The organism is Yoonia sp. (genome assembly GCF_036007805.1).
Lineage (GTDB): Bacteria > Pseudomonadota > Alphaproteobacteria > Rhodobacterales > Rhodobacteraceae > Yoonia.
In genome coordinates this window covers 1-12,128 of record NZ_DASYOK010000028.1, presented here as the reverse complement: position 1 = coordinate 12,128, position 12,128 = coordinate 1, and the positions used below count along the sequence as shown (strand labels likewise).

Here is a 12,128-nt window from a genome sequence, read left to right as displayed (position 1 = left end):
GGAAACAGGCGAAGGCTAAGCTCCTTTACAGGGTCGCAATGCCCTACGTAACAATCCAGCCTGAGACCTATCCGCCTCCCCAAATTCAGTAGCAAATTCAGGGCGTTTGGTCGCTCACAAATCATTCATACCCCCTCCTTTCTTTTTGATGGGATCAACCCGCAAATCCCCAGCCCAAACCACATTGGGCCCGGTGATCAGCACGGTGCCGAAGATGACCGGAATAGGCCGTCCTTCTTCAGCGGTCGGCAGGCTGAAATCATCGAGCCCCGCAGCGAGAGGCTTTTCGACCTTGGGGCGCGGGCTCAGCGCATAAGAGATTGCCGAGAGCACCAGCCCGAGAACGAGCTGTGCGATGAAGTTCCAGACCATGAGGATGTGCCGTTTGCAGATTGCCGCCGCGGGAGCGCGTCAGACGATGGAGCCGCCACCGAAGGGATTGCGGCCGGGGATCTCAGGAAAGCCCCCGAAGTTTGGCAGGTTGCCAAATTTGGTAGCGCATGTGCTGGCGCGCAGGTCGCAGCCGGGCGCGATGTCTGCCAGTACGGGCACAGGCTCGCCCGTCTCCGGGTCGATCTCCGGGCTGGCGAGCGCTGCGGCCAGTTCGGGCATCGGGCGCGAGAGCGTTATGGTCCCGGCTGAGTGGCCATTGATGAACCCGAGTTGCGTTCCGAACCGCAGCACCCAGCCACGATACCACCCGCTCGGTTCGCCAGCTGCCTCTGGAATTGTCACCGTCGATCCGCCATTTGCGGTGGCTGTCACTGTGCCTGTCAGCCAGGAAAGCGCGATGTCCAGTCCACAGCCCCGCCCGTAAAGCGCATGGCGGCAGAGGCGCTGGTACTTTGCCCGCACGCCTGCGCGGCGCAGCGTACTGAAGATCGACTCGGCTTGCAGTAGGATGCGCTGACCTTCGACTTCCGCGCCCACCACGCGGCCCTTCCAATGCGCGACCGTCTCGCCCAGCACCTGCTCGTGGCCGCGAAAGATCGTCAGTGTCACCGGCGCGTTGCCCATGGGTGCGAGATACCGCCGCGCGAAGGGATGCGAGAGCGGCCAAGTCAGTTCCAGCCGACCGCGTTCGATCTCACTTGTCTGCACCACATCACCATGGGCTAGCGCGGCTGGCTCCCAGGTAATCTCGGTCCCTCCGCTGCCCGCGCTGGTCCAGGTTGTGGCCTGGCTGGTGAAACGCCAAACCTGATCGCCCTCGACAAACTGGTAGAGGAAATAGGGGCGGCCGTCGGCGACAGAGTCTTCAATGTTTGTGTATGTCATGAGGCTTGGGCTTTGTGGCTATGGTGCGAAGCGCGCGGGCCGGGCTAAATGAGCGCGCGGTCCCGATGGAAGCAAGATATCGGGCAGTTGTGTAGCATCCTTGAGCAAAATGGTCAGAGAACGGCTAGGAGCCCCAACTGACCCTGCGGGCGCCGGTATGTTTTGCAGCCGCGCGTGGGCGACAAGGGCGGCCGTTTGCGGTTAGTGGGCTCGGCCCTCGGTATTTTTCGAAACGGCTGCTTCGACTCGGTGCAGAGACTGACTACAGCCTGCCACTTTTCGGGCCCTTAATGTTGGTAGAACAGCTAATAAGCTTCGCCACACAAACAACGGCTCGCGCAATCAAAGAGGAGGTTGGTGGATCAAACGCTCACTCCGCAGGCACTGCACTTCATCAGCACTTGCCCAACCTATGATTGGCCAATACCCGCAGAAATTTGGTTTATATGCGCGCCCGTCTTAATCATGACATCATCAATCAAATCGATGGCCGCCTTCAATGCCTCGATGTCCCCGGCGCGGATTAGAACCACGAATTTTCGCAGTTCTGCGGAAAGTGTTTGAGCGCCCAATACATCGCAAACACCGATTAGTTTATGAACCAGGCGGCCCATCGCGAAGGTGTCGCGCTTGCCGATCAGAATGGGCAACTGGATCCGGACCGCCTCGATCTCGGCTGAAAAGCTTTTGAGTGTCCGCGATAGCAGTGCGCCGCCATCAATTTCGCGCAGTTCCCTCAATTTTTTGTTGTCGAAGCTCTCCGTTGTAATCAACTCGGGTACTGCCGGCGCAACTCCCTGCGCCAAGGCTGCCAGTTGTTGCAGATCGAGCGGCTTGCGAAGACAGCCATCAAATGCAAGATTGCTCAGCATCACTGCAATCTGGGGTGGCTGGTGCGCAGTAAAGCCGATAATAAGGGCCCGAGCGGAAGGTCCGCCACCACGACGGATGAGGGCAGCCGCCTTGTCGCCATCAAGTGAAGGCATATGCATGTCCATCAGGATCATGTCGAATTCTTCGGCCTCGGCCAACGAAACTGCGATTTCGCCGTCGGCCGCCTCAGTTGGCAGCATGCCTATGCTGGCAAGCTTTACACAGGTCAATTGACGGATCATTTCATGATCCTCGGCAACCAGCACCCGCATTCCTGCCAGAACAGCTGCAGGGTCGTCGTGCACATCATCCGAAACTGGCACCGCGCTATCCGCCTCAGGCAGCGTCACGTTCAGCCAGAACCGGGAGCCCTTGCCAAGCGTGCTTTCCACGCCTAGCTCGGCTCCGATCGCACTCGCCAGTCTGCGGCATATGGCAAGGCCCAAACCTGTACCTTCCTGGTTTGTCCCGTCGCGCTCCAGCATCCCAAAGTCGCGAAACAGCCGTGGAATATCTTCGGAGGCGATTCCGCAACCGTTATCACTGACCGAAAATGTGACCGTATTTCCCGTAGGACCGGTTACATCGAGCGTCGCCGACAATTGAACACTACCACCGCGCGTTGCCTTGACGGCATTGGTGGCAAAATTCAACAGTATCCGTCGCAACGCCGTCAGATCGCCCAGCAAGATGGGCATGGAGTCGGCATGCACGTCGACCTGCGTTCCATTGCGGTCAGCCGCGGGTTGCACAAGATTGCCCACCTGCACGAGTAATTCCATCGGTGCGAAGGGCTCTGGCCGCAACCGTATCTCACCCGCATTCAGCTTGGCTAAGGCCAATACATCGTCGATCAGGTTCAGCATACCGTGGCCTTCCTGCTGAAGTCGATGTACGATAATATCCATAGCTTCTTTCGTCGTGTCGTCGCGTAGCAAATCGATACTGCTAAGAATCGCAACCAATGGTGTCCGTAAATCATGTGCTAGAACTGCCATCAATCGTGCCTTCCGGGCATCCGCATCAACCAGCACCTTTAATCGCGTACTTTGCTCGGCGGCTTCCGCAATCAGCACAGCTCGCTGCTCTTCGGCTTGGATTAGGTCCGTGACGTCAAGAAAGGTGACGACGACCCCGGTGATCACCTCCCCGTCCAAATAGGGGTTAGCCCGCAACAGAAGTTGCCTTGGAGCCCCCTTCCCAGGCAGCTTATGCTCGACCGGCTTGCCTGTCTTGAAAACCTGTAGGATGTCCCCCTCCAGCTCGGGATATTCCACCGTGCTGGCCAGTTCTGTCAGTGGGCGACCAATGTCGGGCTTCCGCAGTTTAAAGAACTTCGCTGCAGCTGGGGTGAAGTTCCGGATCATCATCTCCTTGTCCAGAAAAATACTTGAAATACCTGTCGCATCATAAAGATTCGACAAATCAGTATTCACTCTTTCGAGTTCATCGACCTTGTCGCTCAACTGTGCATTTACAGCGCTGAGTTCCTCGTTAAGCGACTGCATTTCTTCCTTAGATGCTTGCAGTTCCTCGTTTCCAGACTGCGCTTCCTCATTGACCGAAACCAGCTCTTCATTTGAAGCGCTCAACTCTTCAAGAGCGGTTTCGTATTGTTCTATCGTCGAGGATAAACGTTCGTTCAGTTCGCGCAGCTCGCGTTCGGATGCGTCTGCATCCGCTTGTGCCGCACTCAGCTGGCCTGCTTTGCCGCCACTGAAAGGAAGCTTGCCAAAGGAGCGGAAGACTACCAGAAACTGTGTCTCCCCAATCTCGCTATTGTTGAGGGGCTCTACAACCATTTCTACGTTCAACGCAGCGTCGTCTTCAGGCAAAACTGTGCGGCGCAAGATGGGTTTGCCAGTTTCCAGTGACTCGCGCAGCGCAGACCGCAGATCCTGCCGCAACTCGCGCCGCACGAGATCGAACAAGTGCTGGCTGGGGGCACCGCGCGGTGTCTCGAAATACTGCCGGTTCCGCGCTGAGAAAAAAATGATGGTGCCGTCACTGCGGACAACCACATGCGCGGGACTGTGGCGCTCCAATATCTGATGTTGTGCTCGCTCTTGTACCCGGTGAGTGATCGCGCCCCGCAACCGGTCGTTGTGTTGATTTTGCGGTATTTTTTTGCGAAACTCATACAGCTGGATTGGTATGCGGGGGCGTCGGTCGCCGAGGTCGAGACTCTTAAATATCCGGTGCTTCTTGTCGATGACAGCGAACAGATTATCGTTTTTTCCCAGGCTTTCCGAATTACCCAGAAACAAGAATCCGCCTGGATTGAGCGCGTAGTGCAAGATCGGGATAACACGCTGTTGAAGCTCTGTTCCAAGATAGATCAGAAGATTTCTGCACGACACAAGATCCATTTGGGCAAAAGGAGGATCGCCTGTCAGACTGTGGGCGGAAAAGATGCACATATCGCGGATTTCGGGGCCGATAACCCAGCTTTCCCCATCCTGACGGAAAAAGCGTGCCTTCCGTTCATCTGACACATTCTTGAGCAAAGGGCCAGGATAGCGCCCGGCCCTGGCCACCCTCAGAGCGTGTGTGTCAATGTCGGTCGCGAAAACCTTAACCGTCGGACTGGCAGAAAACCCATCCATATGTTCGCGGATCAGGATGGCCAATGAATAGGCCTCTTCTCCAGTAGCGCAGCCTGGCACCCACAGCCTTACGGTATCATCGGTACCACGGTTGGCCAGAAGCGATGGCATTACGTGTACGCTCAATGCCTCGAAGGCGTCTTCATCTCGAAAAAAGGCTGTGACGCTGATAAGCAGATCGCGAAACAGCGCCATCACCTCGGTCGGGTCGTTGCGCAGGCGCTCAAGATAGGCCTCGGGGTTCGTTGTCTGCACGACCTGCATCCGCCGTGCAACCCGACGAAAAAAGGTCCTGACCTTATATCCCGCAAAATCCCGACCGGAATGATTGCGCAGCAGTTCGCAAATATCGCCTTGCAAGCGCTTTCTCTCAGCCTCTGTCGTGTCCAGCTCCCCGCGGCGCAACTCTGCACCAATCGCCGCCGCAGCCTTCTGCAACTCTAGCAGCTTGTTGGGAATCTGTTCGGGCGGCAGGACAAAATCAACGTATCCGCTGGCTACCGCACTTTCCGGCATTTCCGAATGCTCAGGCCCATTGCTGCCTGTCAACTGCGCAAAGGTGATACCTCCGTGTTCCTTGATTGCCCGCACCCCAATCGTGCCGTCATGATCCCCCCCCGCGAGAACGATCCCGACCGCATGCTCCTGCTGATCGATGGCGAGGGCGCTGAAGAACACGTCGATCGGCTTGCGCTCCCGCAGCGCGGGGTCAGTTTTCAGCAGACGCAAACGCCCATCACTGATTGACAGGGAGTTGCCTTCGGGCAGGACGTGCACAACCCCGGGACGGACTGGATCCCCGTCCTTGATGACCTCGACAGGCAGCTTCGTGAAGTGGCTTATGACCTCATGCAACAGGCTTTCACGGGTCGGGCTGAGATGGGTCACGACAACGAAAGCCGTGTCGGGCGTATCCTGAGCCTGGCTGAAAAAAGCCTTTAGCGCTGGAATTCCTCCAGCGGATGCTCCCAAGCCAACCACGTAGGTCGTTTGCGGCATAGATCAAAGCTCCTACGTAAGGCATGACTAATCATGATGCTTCACCTTTTTAAAGTCAACCGAGCCTTCGCTGCGCGCCTGCTCAAAACCTACCGCATGACGGGACCCAGCCCGGTTGGCGATGTTTGGTGTCAATAGTCAGTAAATCCAAATTTCCTTGCTTGCTTACCGTTTATGTGAAGTGCCTCGAGTCGACGCGGTTCTACTTGCCTAGAGGGGCAACGCTGCGGTGCCCTCAGTTGGGTTACTGCCCTCAACGTTTGTGATGCCGAACCTGCAAGGAGTTTGCACGCATGCAGCGAAAAGCATAAAGCTCCACATTGCTGTCCGTCATGCAAGTCCGATGTTCACCGGCGTGGTTTTTACGCCCCCACCCCCACTACTGGCAGGGTCATCTCACTTGCGACTGCCCCATGCTGAATTTCTACCCGATCCGCATCAGAGCGTATCGTTGTCAGGAAATGCACCTTGGTCGTGAGCGGCACCGGTTCGCCGAGGCTCGAGGACAGCGTCAGCCGGTGATCCGCGCCATCAGCGCTGGCCGCGGTAATCGTCCGAAACCGCAGCGCGCCGGGCATTTCTAACATGATCCGGCGGCCGATATAGGCATCAAGTGATGCGACCGGTGCCACGCGCATCAGCACAGAGCCCGAGGTCATGGCCGTGCACAATTGCAGCTCATAGCCCCAGGTCGGGAGCCAGAAGCTGGCTTGCCGCCCCCGGAGAGACCAGAGCCAGCGGCGCAGGGAGTAGCGTGCGGTCGGGCCTTGCGCCTTCAGCGTGATCGTTTCATTGCGTTCGAAGACATCGCGCATCGGCTCCACCACGACAGGGCCGAAGCCGTTGTCGACATACTCGACGGCACGGCGCAGGCTGGCTGTGAGCGGGCGGCGAACGAGACTCGGATCGGTCTGGACCGGGCGGCCGAGATAACTGGGCATGGTCGGGGCAGCGATCTCTGGCGCATTGCGTAGCAGGAAGTTGGCCGTGACAGTGCCATCACCCTGCCTGCGGCGCGCGATCTCCACGGGGGAGGTCAGGATCCCTGCGCGGATTGGCGCGACCGTGATCCGCTGCGCGGCCACCGTTGGACTCGGCAGCTGCAGCACCAGTGGCTCTGCCAGGATCAGCCAGTCCGCTTGAACCGTAGCGATTTCCATCACCGCTGCATCCCCGCCGTCCACAGCGATGGCCACCAGACCGCCGGCCCGCAAATCCGAGAGGCCTGTCGGGATCAGGATTTCGGTGTCACCCTGCACCAGATCGGCGTTCGGCTGCAACGCCATGTGCCAGAGTGGCACGTTCCAGTCTCCGGCAAAGCCCGCGCGCGCCAGTTCCGCCGCCCGCGCCATGCCAAGCGCATCCAGCCTGTGCCGGAAGGTGACGATCTCCCGCGGCCGTGGCCGGAGCGCGATGCGCTGTTCGCCCGCGTGCGATGACAGCACGTCGGTGCGCCATTCCAGCACTTCTGTGATTTCCTGCGCCACCGGGAAGGCCCATATCGGCAATACGTTTCCCGCCTCAGGCATTCAGCGCACTCCGGTTGCGACGGATGACATTCAGGATGGCCCGCTCACCGGAGGCCGTGGCGAGGTAGTCGCCGACCACAGACGGATCGAGCACATTGATGATGCGCGTCGACATGTCCTGTGCGGGTTGTGATGCGGCCCCGCCGTTCATCTCCACCCCGAGCCGCCCGTCACGACCGCGGCGCAGCGGCAGGATCGCCTCGGGCCCGGCCTCGCCCATCAGCCCGATGCCGCGCGAGAAGGGAAACACCGTGGGGCGGTTGACCACACCGCCGCGGGCGAAGGCCGTGAGTTCCTGACCACCAGCGAAAACGCCGCCGCGCGCGAAGCCGAAGAGGCTCGCGAAGAAGCCACCGCCGCCGTCCATGCCGGAAAAGGCGTTAATCAGCGCGTTCTCAATCGGTTTGAAGGCCGCCTCGATCAGCCGGTTCGCAAGGTTCTGAGCGATGGTTGAGACGGCGCTGGCGAAGGTCTGCCAAGTGAACTCACCTGATTTGAGCGCCTCCTTGATCGGCCCGACGATGTCCTGCGCCAGCCCTTGTGCAATCTCGCGCGAGCGTTCTTGGGCGGCACGCACCGCATCGGCTGTCGCTTCCCAGGCCCCCCGCGCCGTATCGGCCGCCTCGCGCAATGCCTGACCAGCACCGCGACCAGCGCCACCCGCGCGTCCAGCGGCATCGCCGGTCGCGTCCAGCGCATCCTCCAGCCCCTCGGCGGCGGTGCGCGCGCCTGTGAGCGCAGTTTCAGCCTCCATTCCTGACGCAGTGACAGCTTCGCGCAGGGCGGCCACGGATTCGAGCGGGGCTGTTGCCGCCTCGACCACACCCGCCATGGTCGCGCGCAGCGCCTCGGCCTGACTGCGTGCCTCTTCTGCATAGGCACCAAGCCCTAAATCCGGCAGTGCGATGGGCTCGGAATTGAACGCTGCCTGAAACGCCGCACTTGCCTCCGTCCCCGCTTCAGCCGCTGATCCCGCGAAGGGATTGTCGATCCGGCCGAGTTCCAGATTGCCGATCAGCGAGATGCGCCGCTCGATCCCCAGCGCCTCGAGCCCGGCGTTGATCCCGTCCAGAAACCCGTTGATGCGCTCACCGACACCGTTCAGCATCGCTTCGACGCCCGCGATCAGTGCATTCGCTGCCTGGAACGCGAAATCGCCAATCACTCCTGGCAGTGCGCCCCAGAGCACCTTGATCGCATCAAATGCCCCTTGAAAGGTGTTCAGTGCAGCATTGCCAAAACTGACCACCGTTTCCAGTGAGGCTTGCAGTGCCTCGGCGATCGCTGCCTTTATCTCAGCCCAGCTGGCCATGATTGCGAGCCCCATGGCGACAGCACCCAGCTGCATGCGCTCCCACACCTCGCGGGCGAGATCGCCCAGAAGCGAGAGCGCATTGCCAAACCCGCCCGCACCGCGCACGAACCGCCCAAACCAATGGATCAGTTCTCCTGCCGCGACGACGAGACCGATGAGTGGCAGACGCAGCAGTGCCCCGCGCAGGATCACCAGCGCCATGGCGAGGCCACGCACCGAAACCGCCGCCGCGATCTTGGCCGCGACGAACCGGCCTGCCATCAGGGTAGCAATTCCTGTGGCATAGGCTGTCAGCCGTCCGAGGTTCTCGAACAGTGTCCGAATTGCGATGCCGAGCGGCCCTGTGGTGCGTGCCACCGCCGCCATAGCGTTGGCGACAGATTCAAGCGCAGGGGCAGCGGCGACCGCCAGCTGGTTCGACAGCCCGCGCCAGATCAGCCCGAGGCGCGAGATCGCATCATTGGTCCGCTCGATCTGAGCGGCATCCTGATCGGACACCACCACCCCGAAATCGCGCACATCCTGCGTGGCCTGGCGCAGCGTGGCCGTGTCGATGCGTGTGAACACCAGCCCGGCGCGATCGCCAAAGAGTTGCGAAGCGACTGCAGCGCGCTCGGCCTCTGGTACAAACTCGGCCAGCCGGTCCTGAATGAGCGCAATGCGCTGGTCGAGTGGGAGCGCCTGCAACTCCGACGCCGACAACCGTAGGCGGTCCAGCGCGTCCGCAGCAGGGCCAGTGCCAGCAGCGGCCTGACTGAGCCGTCGCGTCAACTGCATGGCGGCCTGTTCCACCTGACCCATCGACACGCCCGCCAGATCGCCCGCGCGTTCCAGCACCTGAATGCTTTCAACGGTCGTATCCAGCGAGGCGGCCAGCTTGGCCTGGGCATCCACTGTTTGCAGACCAGAGCGGATCATCGCCGTAGCCGCTGCCGCAATTGCAGCAGCTGCCGCCGCCATCGCCACACGGGCACGCCGCGCAAAGGCGGCCAGCCGGGTATTCGCGCCTTCCATTTCGCGCGACAGCCGACCAAAGCCGCGCGATCCAGCTTCGCCGACACCTTCCAGCTCAGCCTTCACTTGCCGCCCGCCGGTGGCGGACAGGCGCACACTGACACGCTTTTCAGTCATCTTGTCCTGCCATCCGCTCGTTGAGTTTGCGCACCATCACCGCCTCAATGACGGGAAGGAATTCGACCGCTGCGCGCGGGCTGATCCTCAGCGCCTCGGCCATGGCGAGTGCCGCACCCATGTCCCAGCCCAGCACGACACCGGGCACGGCCCGGATCTGGCCGCCAAGGCGTCCGGCGAGATCCCAGACCTGCCAACCTTCCTGCGTGCGCGGTGCATGAATTACTTGCGGGCAAGCTTCGCAGTTTTGCGTGCACGCGGCGCAGTAGCCTTCACCCCCGCCGTAGACCCACTCGGCGAGGGCGCGGAGCCGTTTTTTTCCTGCTCCAGCTCCAGACCCCGGGCGACATAGCCCATCTGGAACTTCTCGAAGATAGGCCAGATATCGAGCAGGGCTGCGATACCTTCGGGCGTTACTGGTGTCGGATTGCCGTCTGCATCACCGACGCCCTCCCAATCGAGAATGGCACGGTCTGCCAGTACTTTGCCAAAGATCACCGCGATCTCATCGTCGCTGGTCCCTTCCGGCAGACCCCGTACGGCGGGGTCGCTGCGTGCGGCGACCATCAGCGCGGTGGTCAGCGGTTCGATCCGGACGCGAACGCCAAGGCCAAGATCGAGCCAGTAAGGCTCGCGGGCGAGGTTCAGGCGCAGCATGGTCAATATTCCTCGATGCTGTTGATCAGTGTGACGGTGCACATCCGCCCTATCAGAGCGTCTCGTGCAGCCTGCCAGTCGAAGGTGGCCTGCACACCCTGCGGCCCCGCGATCTCAACGCGCGGGCGGGGCAGATAGACGGCGTGGGCGGTGAGTGTCAGGCTTTCGCCCGATGGCAGCGTGTAGGCGAAACTCATCTCGCAGGGATCGCCGTTGATCGCTTGGTTCACCAGCAACTGATCGGCGAAACGGACCTCGATCCGGCCGGTCAGCGCCGCGATGCTCGGATCGGCCCCATCGATCCTCCCGTCCGAGCGGATGGTTTCCACGCGGTCGAGATTGTTGGCGTAGGTGATCTCGGCCGAAACGATGTTACCCAGTGCCGTGCCGTTGCGCGTGATCGCGCCATTGAAATGGCCGAAACGCTGGAGGGCGAGATCGGCGAGTGTGCCGGCCGTGGATGCGGCAGAAATGGCCTCGCCCTGCGCCACCAAGCTCGCGGTCGCGGTCAGGAGACCCGAGCGCTGCATCTGCCAGCTCAGCGTATCGAGCACGCAGCCGGAATACATCGCGAAGCGGGGCACCTCTGGCATGCTGGTCTCAATCGACAGTGACGGCAGGGTCCAACCACCCGAGCGGAATTCGTGGCTGTAGGGCGCGGCTGTGCCTGTGGTCGTCGGATCCCCGAAGGCCGCCTTTAGCCAGAAGCCGAAGCCCTGCGCGTCAATCGGCACGATGACATTCCCGTCTGCCGTCACCGCATCCTTGATCGGTGCCAGTGGATCGCGGCCATAACCCAGCAATTCGCTGTTTAGGAGCGGCTGCTCCGCCCCCAGCGTGGCGCTGGCAAAGGGCATCCGCGTGAAGCCGCTGGCAGGCGGCGTGCCATAAGTCGTCTCGAACGCCAGCGCCATCTGCGCGCGCGCCCCTTGGGCTCGTGCCATTTTGAATTCCTTTTCTCACTGAATTGTCCGTGTTGTGTGGCACGCGATTGCACCGGCAATCGGGATGCGGCGTGGTCGCGCAGCTGTGCCTCAAAGATTTTGCGAATGCGCCATAATCGTTTTGCCAGCTTGACCGCTGCGCATAAATGCAAACACTTAAGCCAAGACTTTTAGAAGGCTGTCAGATCTATGTTCGCCAAATCACAAGATAACTCCCAAAACTCACCGTCCCCGCTTTCCGGTGCGGAGGCAGCGGCCATTAACACCCGTCGATCCGTGCTGCACGAGGGCATCACTATTAAAGGTGAATGGACAAGTGACGGTATTGTGGACTTCGGTGGTACATTTGAAGGTGATCTGACCGTCGATACATTGGTTCTTGCCAGGAATGGCAAAATCAAGGGCAATGTCCGAGCCCGCAATGTGACAATTGAAGGTCATCTCGAAGGCACAATCTCTGCCATCTCAGTGACACTCAAGACCTCCGCACAAGTGACGGCCGATATTGTCACACAAAAGCTTGTTATTGAGGCCGGAGCAATGATTGAGGGCAATGTCGCCTCTCGATCTGCCCAAACACATGGTGTGAGTGCGGCGGCCGCTCTGTAGCAGCCCGTCGTGTTCTGTAGATTAATGGCATGGATAGCCACAAGGAGAACAACCATGACATATTACGCAGGTTTGGACGTATCTTTGAGAGAGATTTCTGTATGCGTCATTGATGAAGACGGAACAATCATAACCCGCGCCATGATACCGGCGGACCCGATGGCAGTTGACGGCTGGTTTAAGAACC

9 protein-coding genes are annotated in these 12,128 nt (G+C 60.2%); 1 reads left to right on the top strand and 8 read right to left on the bottom strand.

Going from position 1 to position 12,128, the window contains the following annotated elements; all coding sequences use genetic code 11:
* Positions 1-114: 114 nt before the first annotated feature.
* From VGP75_RS01640 to VGP75_RS01605, 8 genes are all read right to left on the bottom strand, one after another.
* Positions 115-372: a hypothetical protein gene (locus tag VGP75_RS01640; RefSeq protein WP_327541988.1), complete on the bottom strand. Its 258-nt coding sequence runs from the start codon at positions 370-372 to the stop codon at positions 115-117.
* A 39-nt stretch (positions 373-411) separates the two neighbouring features.
* On the bottom strand, positions 412-1,278 hold the full coding sequence (locus tag VGP75_RS01635) for a phage BR0599 family protein (RefSeq protein WP_327541987.1): 867 nt from the start codon (positions 1,276-1,278) through the stop codon (positions 412-414).
* A 410-nt stretch (positions 1,279-1,688) separates the two neighbouring features.
* The gene (locus VGP75_RS01630; protein WP_327541986.1) at positions 1,689-5,756 is read right to left on the bottom strand and encodes a CheR family methyltransferase; all 4,068 of its coding nucleotides are present in this window, start codon (positions 5,754-5,756) and stop codon (positions 1,689-1,691) included.
* 362 nt (positions 5,757-6,118) lie between these two features.
* Positions 6,119-7,285 (bottom strand): hypothetical protein, encoded by a 1,167-nt coding sequence (locus VGP75_RS01625; RefSeq protein ID WP_327541985.1) that lies wholly within the window; start codon positions 7,283-7,285, stop codon positions 6,119-6,121.
* Complete coding sequence (locus tag VGP75_RS01620) at positions 7,278-9,731, bottom strand: phage tail tape measure protein (protein WP_327541984.1); 2,454 nt, start codon at positions 9,729-9,731, stop codon at positions 7,278-7,280. Before VGP75_RS01620 ends, VGP75_RS01625 begins: the two co-directional genes overlap by 8 nt.
* Entirely contained in the window at positions 9,724-9,879 is a 156-nt protein-coding gene (locus VGP75_RS01615; protein WP_327541983.1) for a DUF7697 family protein, read from the bottom strand. The genes VGP75_RS01620 and VGP75_RS01615 overlap by 8 nt, the downstream gene beginning before the upstream one ends.
* A 74-nt stretch (positions 9,880-9,953) precedes the next feature.
* Positions 9,954-10,388 (bottom strand): phage-derived protein YdaY family protein, encoded by a 435-nt coding sequence (locus VGP75_RS01610; RefSeq protein WP_327541989.1) that lies wholly within the window; start codon positions 10,386-10,388, stop codon positions 9,954-9,956.
* A 2-nt stretch (positions 10,389-10,390) separates the two neighbouring features.
* Positions 10,391-11,332: a phage tail tube protein gene (locus VGP75_RS01605; protein WP_327541982.1), complete on the bottom strand. Its 942-nt coding sequence runs from the start codon at positions 11,330-11,332 to the stop codon at positions 10,391-10,393.
* Between the two features lie 189 nt (positions 11,333-11,521).
* Between VGP75_RS01605 and VGP75_RS01600 the strand changes: the two genes are divergently transcribed.
* Positions 11,522-11,941 carry a bactofilin family protein gene (locus VGP75_RS01600; protein WP_327541981.1) on the top strand — a complete coding sequence of 140 codons (420 nt, stop codon included), beginning with the start codon at positions 11,522-11,524 and terminating at the stop codon, positions 11,939-11,941.
* Positions 11,942-12,128 lie beyond the last annotated feature (187 nt).